Source organism: Massilia sp. 2TAF26 (assembly GCF_052115005.1).
Classification (GTDB): Bacteria; Pseudomonadota; Gammaproteobacteria; order Burkholderiales; family Burkholderiaceae_D; genus Telluria.
This window is the reverse complement of the sequence record NZ_JBFRFV010000030.1, coordinates 1-17,169: the sequence shown is the minus strand read 5'-3', so window position 1 is coordinate 17,169 and position 17,169 is coordinate 1. Positions and strand designations below refer to the sequence as shown.

Annotated in this window: 15 protein-coding genes; 8 read left to right on the top strand and 7 right to left on the bottom strand. The window is 64.1% G+C overall.

Annotation, left to right across the window (positions count from 1 at the left end; all coding sequences use genetic code 11):
* Positions 1–184: 184 nt before the first annotated feature.
* From AB4Z32_RS23040 to AB4Z32_RS23030, 3 genes are read left to right on the top strand one after another with little or no spacing between them, the layout of a single operon-like run.
* A complete protein-coding gene (locus AB4Z32_RS23040) occupies positions 185–1,300 on the top strand; it encodes an aromatic ring-hydroxylating oxygenase subunit alpha (RefSeq protein ID WP_442124199.1) in 1,116 nt (371 codons plus the stop codon).
* Positions 1,300–2,217, top strand: a complete 918-nt coding sequence (locus tag AB4Z32_RS23035; RefSeq protein ID WP_442124198.1) for a DMT family transporter — start codon at positions 1,300–1,302, stop codon at positions 2,215–2,217. Before AB4Z32_RS23040 ends, AB4Z32_RS23035 begins: the two co-directional genes overlap by 1 nt.
* 11 nt (positions 2,218–2,228) lie before the next feature.
* A complete protein-coding gene (locus AB4Z32_RS23030; protein WP_442124197.1) occupies positions 2,229–3,092 on the top strand; it encodes a sulfurtransferase in 864 nt (287 codons plus the stop codon).
* A 102-nt stretch (positions 3,093–3,194) separates the two neighbouring features.
* Here the strand turns inward: AB4Z32_RS23030 and AB4Z32_RS23025 are convergent, their stop codons facing one another.
* The 4 genes from AB4Z32_RS23025 to polA all read right to left on the bottom strand — a co-directional run bounded on the left by AB4Z32_RS23025 (position 3,195) and on the right by polA (position 7,944).
* A complete protein-coding gene (locus AB4Z32_RS23025; protein WP_442124196.1) occupies positions 3,195–3,326 on the bottom strand; it encodes a hypothetical protein in 132 nt (43 codons plus the stop codon).
* Between the two features lie 96 nt (positions 3,327–3,422).
* Entirely contained in the window at positions 3,423–4,172 is a 750-nt protein-coding gene (locus AB4Z32_RS23020; protein WP_442124252.1) for a ZIP family metal transporter, read from the bottom strand.
* A gap of 107 nt (positions 4,173–4,279) precedes the next feature.
* Positions 4,280–5,092, bottom strand: coding sequence for a dienelactone hydrolase family protein (locus AB4Z32_RS23015; protein ID WP_442124195.1), 813 nt, complete (start codon positions 5,090–5,092; stop codon positions 4,280–4,282).
* Between the two features lie 89 nt (positions 5,093–5,181).
* Positions 5,182–7,944, bottom strand: coding sequence for a DNA polymerase I (polA, locus tag AB4Z32_RS23010; RefSeq protein ID WP_442124194.1), 2,763 nt, complete (start codon positions 7,942–7,944; stop codon positions 5,182–5,184).
* Positions 7,945–8,097: 153 nt separating this feature from the next.
* Between polA and AB4Z32_RS23005 the strand changes: the two genes are divergently transcribed.
* From AB4Z32_RS23005 to AB4Z32_RS22995, 3 genes are read left to right on the top strand one after another with little or no spacing between them, the layout of a single operon-like run.
* Positions 8,098–8,583: a hypothetical protein gene (locus AB4Z32_RS23005; RefSeq protein WP_442124193.1), complete on the top strand. Its 486-nt coding sequence runs from the start codon at positions 8,098–8,100 to the stop codon at positions 8,581–8,583.
* A gap of 51 nt (positions 8,584–8,634) precedes the next feature.
* Positions 8,635–9,594 carry a homoserine kinase gene (locus tag AB4Z32_RS23000; protein WP_442124192.1) on the top strand — a complete coding sequence of 320 codons (960 nt, stop codon included), beginning with the start codon at positions 8,635–8,637 and terminating at the stop codon, positions 9,592–9,594.
* Positions 9,591–10,364, top strand: a complete 774-nt coding sequence (locus AB4Z32_RS22995; protein WP_442124191.1) for a BPSS1780 family membrane protein — start codon at positions 9,591–9,593, stop codon at positions 10,362–10,364. Before AB4Z32_RS23000 ends, AB4Z32_RS22995 begins: the two co-directional genes overlap by 4 nt.
* Before the next feature lie 38 nt (positions 10,365–10,402).
* Here AB4Z32_RS22995 and AB4Z32_RS22990 read toward each other — a convergent pair whose 3' ends face one another.
* Positions 10,403–12,733 (bottom strand): UvrD-helicase domain-containing protein, encoded by a 2,331-nt coding sequence (locus AB4Z32_RS22990; protein ID WP_442124190.1) that lies wholly within the window; start codon positions 12,731–12,733, stop codon positions 10,403–10,405.
* 205 nt (positions 12,734–12,938) lie between these two features.
* On the opposite strand from AB4Z32_RS22990, the gene AB4Z32_RS22985 reads away from it, so the two are divergent.
* Together AB4Z32_RS22985 and AB4Z32_RS22980 are read left to right on the top strand one after the other, a co-directional pair.
* The gene (locus AB4Z32_RS22985; protein ID WP_442124189.1) at positions 12,939–13,481 is read left to right on the top strand and encodes an SRPBCC family protein; all 543 of its coding nucleotides are present in this window, start codon (positions 12,939–12,941) and stop codon (positions 13,479–13,481) included.
* Positions 13,482–13,607: 126 nt separating this feature from the next.
* Positions 13,608–14,078 carry a hemerythrin domain-containing protein gene (locus AB4Z32_RS22980; protein WP_442124188.1) on the top strand — a complete coding sequence of 157 codons (471 nt, stop codon included), beginning with the start codon at positions 13,608–13,610 and terminating at the stop codon, positions 14,076–14,078.
* A gap of 208 nt (positions 14,079–14,286) precedes the next feature.
* Here AB4Z32_RS22980 and AB4Z32_RS22975 read toward each other — a convergent pair whose 3' ends face one another.
* Both AB4Z32_RS22975 and AB4Z32_RS22970 read right to left on the bottom strand, forming a co-directional pair.
* Positions 14,287–16,386: a M13 family metallopeptidase gene (locus tag AB4Z32_RS22975; protein ID WP_442124187.1), complete on the bottom strand. Its 2,100-nt coding sequence runs from the start codon at positions 16,384–16,386 to the stop codon at positions 14,287–14,289.
* Positions 16,387–16,526: 140 nt separating this feature from the next.
* Positions 16,527–17,018: a porin family protein gene (locus AB4Z32_RS22970; protein ID WP_442124186.1), complete on the bottom strand. Its 492-nt coding sequence runs from the start codon at positions 17,016–17,018 to the stop codon at positions 16,527–16,529.
* Positions 17,019–17,169 lie beyond the last annotated feature (151 nt).

Sequence of the window (17,169 nt, the reverse complement as noted above, 5' to 3'; positions counted from 1 at the left end):
ACAAGCTCGCGCGGGACCGAGACCGGATGAGCCTTTACAGGCTATAATCTCCGGTTCTGTCTCCGAAATACCGTATTCCGTTCTTTAAGGCGCAGGAAAAGCCGCAAGTTTTTCAACGCCCCAAAAAATACTGGTTCTCGGATTCTTTCTCTTCTTTGGCTGATATCTGTAAAGGGGGGTTGGGATGTCCGATCTGGCTACCCACGCCAAGCTGGCGCGCTCGTGCGCGCAGCTTCCGGTAAATGTCTACTTCGACGAAGCGCTGTTGCAGCGCGAAATGCATCACCTGTTCCAGAAGGGCCCCCGCTACGTCGGGCATGAATTGATGGTTCCCGAGAAGGGCGATTTCGCGACCCTGAAGTCGGAGAACGAGGGCCGCATGCTAGTGCGCAATGCGCAGGGCATCGAACTGCTTTCCAACGTCTGCCGTCATCGCCAGGCGCTGATGTTCAATGGCCGCGGCAATGCCAAGAATATTGTCTGCCCCTTGCACCGCTGGACTTATGACCTGAAGGGTGAACTGATCGGCGCGCCGCACTTTGCCGACACGCCCTGCCTGAACCTGTCGAAGACGCCGCTGCAGAACTGGAACGGCCTGCTGTTCGAACAGAACGGCTACAACGTGATGGACAAGCTCAAGCAGCTGTCGGTGACCAGGGACCTCGATTTCTCGGGCTATATGTTCGACCACGTCGAGGTGCACGAGTGCGACTACAACTGGAAGACCTTCATCGAGGTCTACCTGGAGGACTACCACGTCGAGCCCTTCCACCCGGGCCTGGGCAACTTCGTCAGCTGCGACGACCTGCGCTGGGAATTCGGCACCGACTACAGCGTCCAGACCGTGGGCGTGCACCGCGGCCTGCAGAAGTCCGGCTCGCCGGCCTATAAGGCATGGCAGGAACAGGTCCTGAAGTTCAACAACGGGCAGGCGCCGAAGTACGGCGCAATCTGGCTGACCCTGTATCCGAACATCATGGTCGAGTGGTATCCGAACGTGCTGGTGGTGTCGACCCTGTGGCCGATGGGCCCGCAGAAGACCCGCAACGTGGTCGAGTTCTACTATCCGGAAGAGTTCGTGCTGTTCGAACGCGGTTTCGTCGACGCCGAGCGCGCTGCCTATATGGAAACCTGCGTCGAGGACGACGAGATCGCCCTGCGCATGGATGCCGGCCGCAAGATCCTGCTGGACCGCGGCGTCAGCGAAGTCGGCCCCTACCAGTCGCCGATGGAAGACGGTATGCAGCACTTCCACGAGTGGTATCGCAGTAAATTGGAAAACGTCCCACCAGGAATTTAATGCCAGCTCTCTGGATGTTGTTCGCCAGCTTCGCGTTCGCCGCCATGGGCGCGGGCGTGAAGCTGGCCTCCCCCCTCTACTCCACCTCCGAAATCGTGATGTACCGTGGCCTGGTCGGCACCGTCATCCTGTTCCTCACGATCCATCTGCAGGGCGGCACCTTCCGCACCCTCTTCCCCCGTCAGCATCTGACGCGCAGCCTGGTCGGCGTGATCTCGCTGTGGATGTGGTTCTTCGCGATCGGCAAGCTGCCGCTCGCCACCGCCGTCACCCTCAACTACATGGCGCCGATCTGGCTCGCCACCTGGATGTTCTTCATCGGCTGGTGGCATGCGAAGGGCGAGACCGAATGGCCGCTGGTGATGGCCATCGTGATGAGCTTCGTCGGCGTGACCCTGGTGCTGCGGCCGGCGGTCGAGACCAACCAGTGGCTGGGCGGTGCGATCGGCCTGGCGTCCTCGATCGTCTCGGCGATGGCCTATATGCAGGTGCGTAACCTGGGCCAGATGGGCGAACCCGAATACCGAGTCGTGTTCTATTTTTCGTTGACCACGTGCCTAGCCGGCTTCTTCGGCACGCTGCTCGAGAACGGCCCGGCCACGCCCTTCCACACGCATACCTGGCATAGCGGCCTGCTGCTGGTGGCGATCGGGGTGCCGGCCTTGCTGGCGCAGATGGCGATGACGCGCGCCTACCGCCTCGGCAAGGTGCTGGTGGTGGCCAACCTGCAGTACACCGGCATCATCTTCTCCAGCCTGTGGGGGATGCTGCTGTGGGGCGACGTGTTCGACTGGCACGTGTGGCTGGGGATGGGTGTGATCCTGGTCTCCGGCATCGCCGCGACGTTCTACAATACGAAGCGCACGGCGCGAGGCGCCGTCGTCAAGGATACCGATCCCATCGCCAGCGAACTTTAAGGAGACCGCCCGTGTACACGACCCTGATCGAACCCGCCGCCCTGGCCGCCCACGTCAACGACGCCGACTGGGTGATCGTCGATTGCCGCCACGACCTGGTGAACCTGGCGGCCGGACGCGACGCCTATGCGGCCGGCCACCTGCCGAACGCGCTGTTCGCCGACATGGAACACGAGCTGTCCGGCGCCAAGCGGGATGCAAGCGGCGCCTTCCGCGGCCGCCATCCGCTGCCGGAAAAGGATGACTTCATCGAACTGCTGCGCAGCTGGGGCGTGAACGACAACACCCAGGTCGTGGCCTACGATGCCCACGGCGGCATGTACGCGGCGCGCCTGTGGTGGATGCTGCGCTGGATCGGCCACGAAGCCGTGGCCGTGCTGGACGGCGGCCTGCCGGCCTGGCAATCGGCCGGCCAGCCGGTCATTACCGATGCGCCGTCGGCGCCTGCCCGCGGCACCATCGCCGCGCGCGAGCCGCTGGTGACGACGGTGGACGTGAACACGGTGCTGCACAATGTGGAACATGGCGGCCGCCAGGTCGTCGACGCACGCGCACCGGACCGCTTCCGCGGCGAGAACGAGACCATCGACCCGGTCGGCGGTCACATCCCCGGCGCGAAGAACCGCTTCTTCAAGGATAACCTGCAGGCGGACGGCCGCTTCAAGGCACCGGAACAGCTGAAGACGGAACTGGACGTGGCGGTAGGCGATCCGAACAACGCCATCATGCAGTGCGGCTCCGGCGTCACGGCCTGCCACAACCTGCTGGCGCTGGAAGTGGCCGGCATGCCGGGCGCGGCGTTGTACCCGGGATCGTGGAGCGAGTGGAGCGCAGATGCTGCGCGCCCGGTTGCTACCGGCGCTCAGAGAGCCTGATAGGAGATCCGACGCGGCGCGGCCAGTGTCCACCGGCGCCAGATAATCGTAGGGTGGGCACGCCGTGCCCACCGCCGTGCTCACGCTAAGCGCTGGGGGTTTTTAGTGACCGAAATCGTAGGGCGCCGGCAGGAAGTCCGCCAGCGTAAACACGACGACCGACAGCACCAGGATGCCGAGTACATAGCCGAACCGCGACGGCTTCTCGCGCAGCGCCACAACCAGTTGATTCACCAGCCTTGCCATTGCTTCCCCCACGTAGGTAAGCACTCAGCATAGGCCGCATCGAATCGCGATGTCAATATCAGGGCGCAAGAAAGCCCTGAAACCTCAGTGTCCGTGCGTCAGAAGCAGCACGATGACCACACCCAGGCCGATCAGCAGCACCTGCGGGATCGATTCGCGCACGGTGGCGCGGCGCTGCATCTGCGGCATCAGGTCGCTCACGGCGATGTAGATGAAGCCCGACGAGGCGAACACCAGCACATAGGGAATCAGGCCGCTGGCCCGGTCCAGGGTGTAGTAGCCGAGCACGCCGCCGACCACCGCCAGCAGGCTGCACAGCAGGTTGAACACATAGGCGCGCAGGCGCGAAAAGCCGGCGTTCAGCAGCACGATGAAGTCGCCGATCTCCTGCGGGATCTCGTGGGCGATGATGGCCACCCCGGTCAGGATGCCCAGCTTGGGATCGGCCAGGAAGGCCGCCGCGATCAGGATCCCGTCCGTGAAGTTGTGCATGCCGTCGCCGATCAGGATCATCCAGCCGGCCTTGCCGGCCTGGTGGGCGTCGTGACCGTGGGCGTGGTGATGGCCATCTCCCTCGTGATGATGCGAATGGCGCAGCAGCGCCACCTTCTCCAGCATGAAGAAGGCCAGCAGGCCGCCCAGCAGGGTCGCGAACAGCGCGCGCGGGTCGACGTGGGACTCGAAGGCTTCCGGCAGCGCGTGCAGCAGCGAGGTCGCGAGCATGATGCCGACCGACAGGCTGACCATGCGCTCGACGACTTTCGCGAGCAGGGCGAACGAGAAAACCGCGGCAGCCGTGATACTGACGACGCCGGCCACGCCGGTGGCCAGCAGGATGGAAATGAGAACGGGATCGATCGTGAAGCCTCTTGTTGTTCTTGGTGCGCCGCCGACGGGCGCAAGCCGGGCATTGTACCGTGCCCGGCCGCTGCCTGCCGGGATCAGGCCACGCCGTGCTTGCGGAACCAGGCCAGCGCGCGCGCCCAGCCGTCCTTCGCGTCCTTCTCGTTATAGCTCGGACGGTAGTCGGCATGGAAGGCGTGACCCGCATCCGGATACACCACGAACTCCGAGCCGCTCGCGCCCTCGGCCAGCGCCGCCTTCATCTTGTCGACGCTGTCGAGGGAGATGCCGGTGTCCCTGGCGGCGTACAGGGCCAGCACCGGCACGGTCAAGGCAGGCGCGATGTCGACCGGGTGCTGCGGCGTGTTGGCGGTGGCGTCGCCCGTCAGGCGGCCGTACCAGGCCACGCCGGCCTTGATCTTCGGGTTATGGGCCGAATACATCCAGGTGGCCCGTCCGCCCCAGCAGAAGCCGGTGATACCAAGCCTGTCGATGTCGCCGCCGTTCTCCGCGGCCCAGGCCACGCAGGCGTCGAGGTCGGCCATCACCTGCGCGTCCGGCGTTTTGTGGATGATGTTCTTCATCAGGGTGGGGATGTCGGCAATGGCCGACGGATCGCCCTGGCGCACGAAGAGTTCCGGCGCCAGCGCCAGGTAACCCAGCTTGGCGAAGCGGCGCGCGACGTCGGCGATGTGCTCGTGCACGCCGAAGATTTCGGAGATCACCAGGATCACCGGCAGATTCGATTTGCCCTCGGGCTGGGCGCGGTAGACCGGCACGGCCTGGCCATTCACGGTCAGCTCGACGGTGCCGGCGCTCAGGCCGGCGGTGTCGGTCTGGATCAGCGACTGGGCCGCAAGCGGTTGCGTGGCGGCGGCGAAGCGGTCGGCGTTCTTTACGAGGTCGTTCATGTGCATCCTCTGGTCGGGTAACAAAGGATGGCTATCTTAACGTAGGGTGGGCGCGGCCGGCGTGGGCACGGAGTGCTCACCCTACGTGCTTAATGCGCGGTTTCCCAGTTCGGGCCGACGCCGGTTTCGGCCACCAGCGGCACCTTCAGGGTCGCGACGCCTGCCATCAGCTCCGGCAGCTTCTGCTTGACCAGTTCCAGCTCGCCATCCGGCACCTCCAGCACCAGTTCGTCGTGCACCTGCATAATCATGCGGGTGCCGAGTTGTTCTTTCTCGAGCCAGTCCTGCACCGCGATCATGGCCAGCTTGATCAGGTCCGCCGCCGTGCCCTGCATCGGCGCATTGATCGCCGCGCGTTCGGCGCCGGCGCGGCGCGGGCCATTCGGCGAATTGATCTCCGGGAGCCACAGGCGGCGGCCGAACACGGTCTCGACATAGCCCTTGGCCTTGGCCGACAGGCGGGTCTCGTCCATGTACTGCTTGACGCCGGCAAAGCGCTGGAAGTAGCGCTCGATGTAGTTGCTGGCGGCGCCGCGCTCGATGCCCAGGTTCTGCGCCAGACCGAATGCGCTCATGCCGTAGATCAGGCCGAAGTTGATGACCTTGGCATAGCGGCGCTGCTCGCTCTCGACGTCTTCCGGCGCCAGGTTGAAGATCTCGGCGGCGGTGGCGCGGTGGATGTCTTCGCCCGCGGCGAAGGCACGCAGCATCGCCTCGTCGCCGGAGATGTGGGCCATGATGCGCAGCTCGATCTGCGAATAGTCGGCCGACACCAGCACGCAGCCGGGCGATGCCACGAAGGCTTCGCGGATGCGGCGTCCCTCGGCGGTGCGCACCGGGATGTTCTGCAGGTTCGGATCGTTCGAGGCCAGGCGGCCCGTGATCGCCACCGCCTGCGCGTAGTTGGTGTGCACGCGGCCGGTGTTCGGGTTGACCATCTTCGGCAGCTTGTCGGTATAGGTCGACTTCAGCTTGGACAGGCCGCGGTGCTCGAGCAGGATCTTCGGCAGCGGATAGTCCTCGGCCAGCTTCTGCAGCACCTCTTCGTCGGTGGACGGGGCGCCGGTGGCGGTCTTCTTGATCACCGGGAGCTGCAGCTTGCCGAAGAAGATCTCGCCGATCTGCTTGGGCGAACCGAGGTTGAAGGGGCCGCCGGCCAGTTCATAGGCCTGCTGCTCGAGTTGCGCGATGCGTGCTGCCAGTTCGCCGGACTGTTTGGCCAGCAGCTCGGCGTCGATCAGCACGCCATTGCGCTCGATCTTCTGCAGCACCACGGAGGTCGGCAGCTCGATCTTGCGGTAGATGTAGTTCAGGCCTTCGTCGCTTTCGACGTGGCCGATCATGGTCTGGTGCAGGCGCAGCGTGATGTCCGAGTCTTCGGCCGCATACTCCGTGGCGCGGCCCAGCTCGACCTGGTCGAAGCAGATCTGGTTCACCCCTTTGCCGCACACGTCGACGAACGGAATCGTGGTGTAGCCGAGATGGCGCATCGCCATGGTGTCCATGTCGTGCGGCTTGTGCGACTCGAACACATAGGACTGCAGCAGGGTGTCATGGACGATGCCTCGGATCTTGACGCCGTGGTTCTCGAAGATGTGGGCGTCGTACTTCAGGTTCTGGCCGAGCTTGGGCTTGTCCGGGTTTTCCAGCCAGGGCTTCATGCGCGCCAGGACTTCCTCGCGGCTCAGCTGCTCGGGCACGCCGGCGTAGCGGTGCGCCAGCGGGATGTAGGCGCCCTTGCCCGCTTCCACCGACAGCGAGATGCCGACCATCTCGGCCATCATCGGGTCGAGCGAGGTGGTCTCGGTATCGACCGAGGTCAGCTCGGCCTTGTCGATCAGTTCCAGCCAGCGCTCCAGCTGCTCTTGCGTGGTGACGGTCTCGTACTCGCCCTTGATGACCGGCATGCCGGGCAAGGTCGCGCTTGCGCCTTCCGGCGAATTCAGCGGCGCCGAAGGAGAAGACCCGGGCGAGACGAACCTTCCAGGATTGCCGTTGCCGAGTTCCTTCAGCATGGTCTTGAAACCGTAGCGCTGGAAGAAGTCGCGCAGCGCGTCCTTGTCTTCCGGGCGGCCGACCAGGGTTTCCTCGATCGACACCAGGTGCTTGGCCAGGTCGCAGTCGGTCTTCACGGTGATCAGTTCGCGGCCCTTCGGCAGCCATTCCAGCGCCGCCTGCAGGTTCGCGCCCACCGCGCCGCCGATGGTGTGCGCGTTCTCGATCACGCCGTCCAGGGAGCCATGCAGGGTCAGCCACTTCACGGCCGTCTTCGGGCCGCACTTGTTCACGCCGGGGACGTTGTCGACGGTGTCGCCGATCAGGGTCAGGTAGTCGATGATGCGGTTCGGCGGCACGCCGAACTTGGCCAGCACCCCGGCTTCGTCGAGCTTCTCGTTGCTCATCGTATTGATCAGCATGACCTTGTCGTTGACCAGCTGGGCCAGGTCCTTGTCGCCGGTCGAGACCACGGTGTTCATGCCGCGCGCGGTGGCCTGGGCGGCCAGGGTGCCGATCACGTCGTCGGCCTCGACGCCTTCGACCATCAGGATCGGCCAGCCCATGTGGCGCACCACTTCGTGGATCGGCTCGATCTGTTTGCTCAGGTCTTCCGGCATCGAGGCGCGGGTGGCCTTGTACTCGGGGTAGAGGTCGTCGCGGAAGGTCTTGCCCTTGGCGTCGAACACGCAGGCGATGTAGGCGGCCGGGAAGTCGGCGCGCAGGCGGCGCAGCATATTGACCATGCCGTGCATCGCGCCGGTCGGGTGACCGTCGGGGCTGCGCAGGTCGGGCAGCGCGTGGAATGCGCGGTACAGGTAGCTGGAGCCGTCAACGAGAAGCAGGGTATTGTCCATGGAGGGTCGGAATGAGCAAATGTGCGCCATTATCGCAGAATCGGATTCCCATCCATATGGGGCCGGTTCGCTCTTTTCAGATGCTTTTCACATGCATTTCACTGGTGGGCTGCGCTGTTTGTTACAATGAACCAAACGTCAAAGGTGATCACCATGCCACGCATTTCCTCCCGCCTGCCCCTTCTCGCACCTTGCCTGGGCCTGCTGCTGGCCGCGCAGGCCGGATCGGCACTGGCCCAGCAATCGTCCCAGCCGACGCCGCCGCAGTCGACGCAGAACCAGGCGCCGCCCAAGCTCGAGCGTGTCGAACCGGGCAGCGATGTGCCGGCGACCAATATCCCCTCGCGCGAGCGCACCCAGATCAAGGAAAGGCGCGACGGCGGCCAGGTCACCGAAGTCGAGGTGACCAGCAGCGGCAGCCACTATTACATGAAGCCGAACAACCCGCCGGGCAATGCGGTGCCGGGCAGCGCGAGCGGCAATTCGATCCGCGCGCCGCAATGGAAGGTGGGAGAATTCGACCTGTCGGGCAAGCGCAAGGCCCCCGCCGAAAACGGGAGCAATGCGCCGACCACCGCCGACGCACCGCCGCCGCCTCCGCTGCCGGCCAACGCGACCGCCGGACCCGAGAAGAAATGACGACCGGCCGCCTTTGTGCGGCTGCCACAGCTACCCAATAATTCGTGAACGATGGCAGTTTTCACCTCGGTCACACTGGACGACCTGAGCCAGTGGATCAAGCAGTTTCCTCTCGGTAAAGCCCTGGCGCTGAAAGGCATCGCCAGCGGCATCGAAAACAGTAACTTCTTCCTGACGACCGAGCGCGGCGAATTCGTCCTGACGATTTTCGAGAACCTCGACTTCGAGCAGCTGCCCTTCTACGTGCAGTTGATGCGCCACCTGTCGGAGCGCGGCATTCCGGTGCCGGCGCCGGTGCCGAACGACCAGGGAGAACTGGTGATGGCGCTGCACGGCAAGCCGGCCGTCGTCGTCAGCAAGCTCGACGGCAGCTCGCAGATGGACCCGCAGCCCGTGCATTGCGCCGAAGTCGGCACCATGCTGGCGAAGATGCACCTGGCCGGCCGGGACTTCCCGCTGCGCCAGCCGAACCTGCGCGGCCTGGACTGGTGGATCGAGACCGTGCCCAAGGTCCTGCCCTTCCTCGACGCCGATGAAGCCGTCCTGCTGGAATCGGAACTGGCCTTCCAGCGCGGGTTCGCCGCCGGCCCCGTCTACGCCGGGCTGGCCCAGGGTCCGGTCCACGCCGACCTGTTCCGCAACAACGTGATGTTCGTCGGCGAGCGTCTGAGCGGCTGCTTCGACTTCTATTTTGCCGGCTGGGACAGTTGGCTGTTCGACATCGCCGTCACCGTCAACGACTGGTGCATCGACCTCGACACCGGCCGCCTCGACCAGGACCGCGTGCTGGCGCTGACCCGCGCCTACCACGCCGCCCGCCCCTTCACCGAGGCCGAAGCCCAGGCCTGGCAGCCCATGCTGCGCGCCGCGGCCCTGCGTTTCTGGCTGTCGCGCCTGTACGACTTGCACCGTCCGCGCGAAGCCGAGATGCTGACGCCGCACGATCCCACCCACTTCGAACGCGTGCTGCGCGAGCGCATTGCCGTTCCCGCCCCGGGTATCACAGCATGAGCACACTGCCCGCACGTACCGGCTGGGATTGGCTGAAACGGGGCATGGGCCTGTTCCGCAAGCAGCCGGCCGCCCTCACCACCCTGCTGTTTGCCAGCATCCTGCTGGCGATCGGCATCAGCGCCGTGCCCATCATCGGCCCGATCATCGTGGTGGTGCTGATTCCCTCGTTCTCGATGGCCTTCATGCAGGCCTGCCTGATGATCGACAACGGCGACCGCGTGACCCCGGCCGTGCTGCTGACGGGCTTCCGCAAGCCGGTGCTGGGCGGCCTGTGCAAGGTGGGTGTGATCTATCTCGGCGTCTTCCTGGTGCTGACCCTGATCGCGCTGATGATCACGCCGGAATCGCTGCGCCAGCTGCCGGGCAACATCAAGCTCGACCCGAAGGACAAGCTGCCCTTCTCGCTCGGCGACGTCGCCGCCGTGTTCGGCCTGCTGATCCTGGAGACGGTGTCGCTGCTGACCCTGTGCTTCGCCGCCCCGCTCACCTACTGGAAACAGATGGGACCGGGCAAGGCCACCTTCTACAGCTTCTTCGCCGTGATGCGCTCGGCGCGCGTGTTCGGCGTGCTGCTGCTGTCCTGGTTCGGCATCTTCACCCTCATCACCTTCGTGGTGGTGAACCTGTTCAGCGCGATCGCGCTGGCCCAGGTGGTGCTGATGTGGCTGATGTTCCTGTTTATCCTGTTCCTGCAGTGCGCGATCTACGCCGGCTACCGCGACATTTTCGGCAAGCCGGCCGCTGGCAAAGAGACGCAGCCGGCGTAATGCGTGGGCTCGGGGGAGCCCACCCTGCGGTCAAACGATCACCGCGCAAGCTTCTCCAGCTTGGCCACCGACAGGTCGAGCATCTTCATCCCCGCCCCGCCGAAGTTGATCAGGGCGCGCGGGCTGCCCGCCCCGCCCTCGATGTTGACGATCACGCCCTCGCCGAAGCGCGCGTGCGACACGGCTTCGCCGATGCGCCAGCCGATGCCCCCGTCGTTACTCTTGCTGCTTGAAGACTTCTGCTTGATCTGCAGGGCGATCTGGTTGTCGCTGCCGCCCTCGCGGAAGCTGGCGTCGTCCCAGGCGGTGGTCGACTTGCGGCCGGCGAACCAGTTGGTCTGCACCCGCGGCGACAGCCACTTCAGCGATTCTTCCGGCAGCTCGTCGAAGAAGCGCGACTTCATGTTGAAGCGGGTCTGGCCGTGCAGCATGCGCTGCTGGGTAAAGCTCATGTACAAACGCTTGCGCGCGCGCGTGATCGCCACGTACATCAGGCGGCGTTCCTCGTCCACGCCGTCCAGCTCGCGCGAGCTGCTCTCGTGCGGGAACAGGCCTTCTTCCAGGCCGGTGATGAACACGGCGTCGAATTCCAGGCCCTTGGCCGAGTGCACCGTCATCAATTGCATCGCATCCTGGCCGGCCTGGGCCTGGGCGTCGCCCGCTTCCAGCGAGGCGTGGGCCAGGAAGGCCGACAGCGGCGACATCACGGTGGCCAGCGGCGCATCGGCATCCAGCACCTCGACGCCGTCGGCGTTGACGATGGCCGCGCCGCTGCTGGCCAGCGCCTGCGGACCCAGGTGGGCCGGGGCGTTCACGCCGAAGCCCTCTTCCTGCACGAAGTGGGTGGCGGCGCTGACCATCTGCTCCAGGTTTTCGATGCGCTCCGCGCCTTCCTTTTCCTTCTCGTAGTAGGCCAGCAGCGTGCTGCGCTCCAGCACCACCTTCACCATTTCCGGCAGCGGTAGCTGCTGGGTCTCGAAGCGCGCGCTCTCGATCAGCTTGACGAAGTTGCCCAGCGCAGTGCCGGCCTTGCCGGTCATGTAGGGCACCGCCGCATACAGCGACACGCCATAGCTCTCGGCCGCCATTTGCAGCTGCTCGAGCGAGCGCGCGCCGATGCCGCGGGTGGGGAAATTCACCACCCGCAGGAAGGCCGAATCGTTGTGCGGATTGTCCATCAGCTGCAGGTAGGCGATCGCGTGCTTGACCTCGGCGCGCTGGAAGTAGCGCAGGCCGCCGTACACGGTATAGGGCAGGCCGGCCGCGAACAGCGCGTGCTCGATCACGCGGCTCTGCGCGTTCGAGCGGTACAGGATCGCGATCTCGCTCCTCGGCATGCCCTCGGCCATCAGGCTCTTGGCTTCGTCGATGATCCACTGCGCCTCTTCGAGGTCGCTCGATGCCTCGTAGATGCGCACCGGCTCGCCCTGCCCCGCGTCGGTGCGCAGGTTCTTGCCCAGGCGCCGCGTATTATTCGCGATCAGGAAGTTGGCGGTGTCGAGGATGTGGCCGTGCGAGCGGTAGTTCTGCTCCAGCTTGATCAGGTTCTTGACCTCGAACTCGCGCTCGAAGGCCTGCATATTGCCGACGTTGGCGCCGCGGAAGGCGTAGATGCTCTGGTCGTCGTCGCCGACCGCGAAGATCGCGCCGCCGGCCGCCTCGCCGTGGCCGGCCAGCAGTTTCAGCAGGTTGTACTGCAGGTCGTTCGTATCCTGGAACTCGTCGACCAGGATGTGGCGGAAGCGCATCTGGTAATGCTGGCGCAGCGGATGATTACGCTGCAGCAGTTCGTAGGCGCGCAGCAGCAGCTCGGCAAAATCGACCACGCCCTCGCGCTGGCACTGCTGGTCGTAGGCGTCGTAGAGCTCGACCATGCGCTTTTGCACGTGGTCGTAGGCCTCGACCTGGCTGGCGCGCAAGCCATTGTCCTTGGCGTTGTTGATGAAATACATCAGGTCCTTGGCCGGGTACTTCTCGTCATCGACATTCAGGGCCTTCAGCATGCGCTTGATCATCGACAGCTGGTCTTGCGAATCCAGGATCTGGAAGCTCTGCGGCAGCGCGGCGTCGCGGTGATGGGTGCGCAGCAGGCGGTTGCACAGGCCGTGGAAGGTACCGATCCACATGCCGCGCGTGTTCACCGGCAGCATCGCCGACAGGCGGCTCAGCATTTCCTTCGCCGCCTTGTTGGTGAAGGTTACCGCCATCAGGCCGGCCGGCGACACCTGGCCAGTCTGGATCAGCCAGGCGATCCGGGTGGTCAGCACGCGGGTCTTGCCCGAGCCGGCGCCGGCCAGGATCAGGGCGCTCTGGGACGGCAGCGTGACCGCGGCGAGCTGTTCGGGATTCAGATTGTCGAGGAGATTCATGCGGGCATTATAAACGTCGGGATGGGCCGCAGGCGTATATTGGGCACAAATTTACTGGTTATATATACAGTATCGCAACAGTTTCCACAAGGCTCGCTAGCGCCGCCCAAACGGGACTTATCGTAAGTTACGGGCAGATGTGTTCACTAGCCGGCCTGATCCGGCTGTTATTTATCGAAGCTCTACTCGTAACAAGGAGGCAACAATGCTGAATCGAGTCGTTACTGTGGCCGCGCTGGCGGTCGGCGGCATGATGCTGTCGAAAAAAATGAAAAATCGTGGTTCGAACATGGGTTCCTCGATCGTCGAGACAATCGAAGTCAACGTGCCGGTGAGCACTGCTTACAATCAGTGGACCCAGTTCGAGGACTTCCCGCAATTCATGAGCAGCGTGCACGAGATCCGCCAGCTGGACGACAAGCACCTGCACTGGAAGGCCAATGTGGCCGGCGAAGAAAAGGAATGGGATGCCGAGATCACCGAGCAGATCCCGGACAAGCGCATCGCCTGGCGCAGCGTCACCGGTGTGCCGAACGGCGGCGTGGTCACCTTCCACAAGATCTCGGATGACGTGACCCGCATCGCCCTGCAGATGGATTACCAGCCGGAAGGCCCGCTGGAAACACTGGGCGACGCCTTCGGCGCCGTGCGCATGGAAGCTCGCGGCAACCTGCAGAAGTTCAAGGAAATGCTGGAATCGCGCGGCAAGGAAACCGGCGCCTGGCGCGGCAAGATCGCGCAGCATTGATCGGGCTCCGGCCCATCCGAGCGCCGCCTGCGGGCGGCGTTTTTTTTCCGGATTGCCGGCCCTAAACGGATCGTGCCCTCGCGAAGACCGGGAGTAGGATGGCACTCCTTTTCAGGAGACCCCATCATGGACAATGTTGACCCGATCCAGGCTTTGACGCGCGACCACGACATGGTGCGCAAGCTGGCCGACACCTATCTCAACAGCAGCGACATGGACGTGAAGAAGCAGTCGGCCATCCAGTTGCTGCAAGCCATCCACACCCATTCGCGGCTGGAAGAATCGATCTTCTATCCGAACGTGCGCTGCCTCGACGACAACCTCGTACGCCACTTCGAACAGGACCACCTGAAGGTCGACGACCTGCTGGCCACCTTGCAGGGCATGCAGCCGGACGAACCGCGCACTGAAGCGCTGATGCGCGAGATGCTCAACGCGGTGCTCAGCCACATCGACGAGGAAGAGCAGCAGCTGTTCCCGCGGCTGCAGCGGTCGAATGTCGATATGTCGGACATTGGTTTGCAGATGCAGTCGTTCGAGGCGAATCTGATTCACATGCAGGCGCAGGCCAGCGATCAGGGGACGCGGCGGCGTTGAGGCCACGCATACCTGAACGTCGCCCCCGCGCACTTGATCGTCGCCCCCGCGCAGGCGGGGGTCCAAGTTTGCCTGAGCTGACGTAACGCACGCAGGACTTGGGTCCCCGCCTTCGCGGGGACGACGTGGTTAATGCGCGGGGACGACGTGGTTAATGCGCGGGGACGACGTGGTTAATGCGCGGGGACGACGTTGTTTTAGTGCACGGTCACCACACCCTGCACCGCTTCTCCTTCACCATCGGCTGCCCCGGCTTGCAGTGGAAAGCCTCCTGGAACTGCGGCATGTTCACCACCAGGCCGTTCACGCGGAAGCGGCCCGGCGAGTGCGGGTCGGTCAGGGCTTTTACGCGCAGGTTTTCCGGGCGGTCGTTTTCGCAGGCCCATTGGGCGTTACCGACGAAGAAGCGCTGTTCCGGGCTCAAGCCGTCGCGCAGGGGCTGGGCCTGTTGCGGCATGCTGGCCATCTCCTCCTTCCACGCCATCCAGCCCAGGATCAGGCCGCCCAGGTCGGCGATGTCCTCGCCCAGGGTCAGCTTGCTGTTGATCTTGATGTCGTCCACCACCGTGTACTGCGCGTACTGGTCGACGATGCACTGGGCGCGCTCTTCGTATTCCTTGGCGTCCTTCTTCGTCCACCAGTCCTTCAGGTTGCCCTTGGCGTCGAACTGGCGGCCTTCGTCGTCGAAGGCGTGGGTCAGCTCGTGGCCGATGGTGCCGCCGGTGTTGCCGTAGTTCGGCGCATCGTCCATCTTCGGGTCGAACAGCGGCGGCTGCAGCACGCCGGCCGGGAAGTTGATGTCGTTCATCTGCGGATCGAAATAGGCGTTCACCGTCGGCGGGGTCATCGACCATTCGCCGCGGTCGAGCGGCTTGCCGATCTTGGCCAGCTGGCGCCGCGATTCGAACATATTGCCGCGCTCGACGTTGCCGGCGAAGTCGCCCGGCTTCACCTCATAGCTGCCGTAGTCGCGCCACTTGTCCGGATAGCCGATCTTGTTGACGATCGCGGCCAGCTTTTCCTGGGCGCGCTTCTTGGTTTCGGGACTCATCCAGTCGAGCGATTCGATGTCCTTCTTCATCGCCTCTTCGACCTGGCGGGTCATGTGCAGGGACTTGGCCTTCAGCTCGGGCGAGAAGGCGCGGCTGACGAATTCCTGGCCCAGCGCTTCGCCGAGCTGGCGGTCGACCAGGCCCACGCAGCGTTTCCAGCGCGGCGGCTGTTGCTGGACGCCGCGCAGGGTCTTGCTGAAGAAGTCGAAGTGTTCCTGGTCGAAGCGGGACGCCAGCGCCGGCGACAGATTGCGCGCCACGTGCCACTGCAGATAGGTGCGGGTGGCGTCGATGTCGCTGCTCTTCCACATCTTCGCCAGCGCCTTGAAGAAGGCCGGTTCGGTGACGTTGAAGGTGTTCTGCTTGCCCTGCCCGATCTCGCCCAGGTAGGTGTGCCAGTCGAAGCCCGGGGTCAGGGCCTGCAGCCCCCTGGCGTCGAGCTTGTGGAACAGCTTGTAGGGGTCGCGCTTGTCGACGCGCGACAGCGAGGCCCTGGCGAGTTCGGTCTCCATCGCCATCACGCGCTCGGCCTTGCGCTGCGCCAGCTCCGGCGCGTCGCCCAGCAGCTTGAAGGTGTTGGCGATGTGGAGGATGTACTTGGCGCGCACCTCTTTCGACTTGTCGTCGATCTTGAGGTAGGAATCGCGGTCAGGCAGGCCCAGGCCGCCGGCGCTGGCGAAGGCGATCACGCGGGTCGAATCGCCGAAGTCCTGGCTCGATCCGAAACCGAAGTAGAGGCCCTGGTCGGCCAGCGCCAGGTGCAGGCGCGCCAGCACGCGCGGCAAGTCCTTGTTGGAACGCAGCGCCGCGATCTGGTCGAAATAGGGTTTCAGCGGTTCGGCGCCGCGCGCCTCGATGGTGCGCTCGTCCATGCAGGCGCCGAAGTAGTCGCCGATCTTCTGCTGGTTGGCGTTGCGGCCGTCCTGGCGCTTCGACAGGTCTTCGAGGATGCCCCACAGGAAGCGCTGGTTGTCCTGGGCCAGCTTGCCGTAGACCGACCAGCGCGCCTGGTCGGCGGGGATCGGATTGTTCTTCATCCAGCCGCCGCAGGCGTACTGGTAGAAGTCGACGCAGGGATCGGCGCTGCGATCCATCGAATTCACGTCCAGCCCGGGCGTGTACGGGAATTCCTTGGCCGGACGTTCGGCCGTCGTCGGTGCGGCGGTGGCGGGTGCGGTTGCCGGCGTATTCTGGGCATGTGCCAGCGCAGCGGCGCCGGCAAGGGATAAAACGACAGCTAAACGTGCTGGGCGCATGGCATGGACTTTAAAAAATATAAACGTCCGTATGCTGCCATACCGCTCCCGAAAAATAAATGGCACACGTTCCGAAAATCGAAACATGTGCCACTTGTTTTAATAAGCGGACGATGAATTACCGCTTATTCCCCTCTCAATTAAAACTTGAAGACGACGCCGACGCCGTAATTGGTCGAATCGCTGGACGGCTTCAGCACTTCGAAACGGCCCGAAATGGTCGGGGTGAAGCTGTAGCTCAGGCCGGCACCGTACATGACGCCGCTGGTGTCGTCGCCATAGGACCGGCCGCCGTAGCTGGCTTCACCGCGCAGTTGGTTGTAGCCCAGGCGGCCATAGACCTCGACCTGGTTGCCCAGCGGGTAGGAACCGACCACCGACACGTGGGTCTGCTTGGCTTTGACGTTGACGCCCAGCACATCCCAGCTGCCCAGCTGGCGATAGCCCAGCTCGATGGCAAAATTCTGGTTGAAGCCATAGCCGAGGAAGCCGCCGACGCTGGCCTTGTTGTCGCTGAGGCCATCGAGCTTGGTCGAGCCAAGGTCCAGGCCGCCATAATAAGCGGTCGGTGCAGCGAAAGCGGAAGATGCCGCGAAGGCCATTGCCGCGGCGGCAGCGATTTTCTTGAACATGTTAATTGTTTAGTTTCGTGTGATCATGTTCCGCGTCGTAGCTGGCCTTTGTTTCGTGCAAAGGCTATGCTGGCTGACKTGATTGCTGGGTTCAGCAGTCCCAGTGATCAATCCCACCAGGAGCAGTTTGCAGCATGAGTTCACGCATCCA

Excerpts from the sequence above, each read along its gene's own strand:
- AB4Z32_RS22995 (WP_442124191.1), top strand. The coding sequence starts at position 9,591 with ATGAGCACACTGCCCGCACGTACCGGCTGGGATTGGCTGAAACGGGGC.
- AB4Z32_RS23000 (WP_442124192.1), top strand. The coding sequence starts at position 8,635 with ATGGCAGTTTTCACCTCGGTCACACTGGACGACCTGAGCCAGTGGATC.
- AB4Z32_RS22985 (WP_442124189.1), top strand. The coding sequence starts at position 12,939 with ATGCTGAATCGAGTCGTTACTGTGGCCGCGCTGGCGGTCGGCGGCATG.
- AB4Z32_RS23005 (WP_442124193.1), top strand. The coding sequence starts at position 8,098 with ATGCCACGCATTTCCTCCCGCCTGCCCCTTCTCGCACCTTGCCTGGGC.
- AB4Z32_RS23040 (WP_442124199.1), top strand. The coding sequence starts at position 185 with ATGTCCGATCTGGCTACCCACGCCAAGCTGGCGCGCTCGTGCGCGCAG.
- AB4Z32_RS23015 (WP_442124195.1), bottom strand. The coding sequence starts at position 5,092 with ATGAACGACCTCGTAAAGAACGCCGACCGCTTCGCCGCCGCCACGCAA.
- AB4Z32_RS22990 (WP_442124190.1), bottom strand. The coding sequence starts at position 12,733 with ATGAATCTCCTCGACAATCTGAATCCCGAACAGCTCGCCGCGGTCACG.
- AB4Z32_RS22975 (WP_442124187.1), bottom strand. The coding sequence starts at position 16,386 with ATGCGCCCAGCACGTTTAGCTGTCGTTTTATCCCTTGCCGGCGCCGCT.
- AB4Z32_RS22980 (WP_442124188.1), top strand. The coding sequence starts at position 13,608 with ATGGACAATGTTGACCCGATCCAGGCTTTGACGCGCGACCACGACATG.
- AB4Z32_RS23035 (WP_442124198.1), top strand. The coding sequence starts at position 1,300 with ATGCCAGCTCTCTGGATGTTGTTCGCCAGCTTCGCGTTCGCCGCCATG.
- polA (WP_442124194.1), bottom strand. The coding sequence starts at position 7,944 with ATGGACAATACCCTGCTTCTCGTTGACGGCTCCAGCTACCTGTACCGC.
- AB4Z32_RS22970 (WP_442124186.1), bottom strand. The coding sequence starts at position 17,018 with ATGTTCAAGAAAATCGCTGCCGCCGCGGCAATGGCCTTCGCGGCATCT.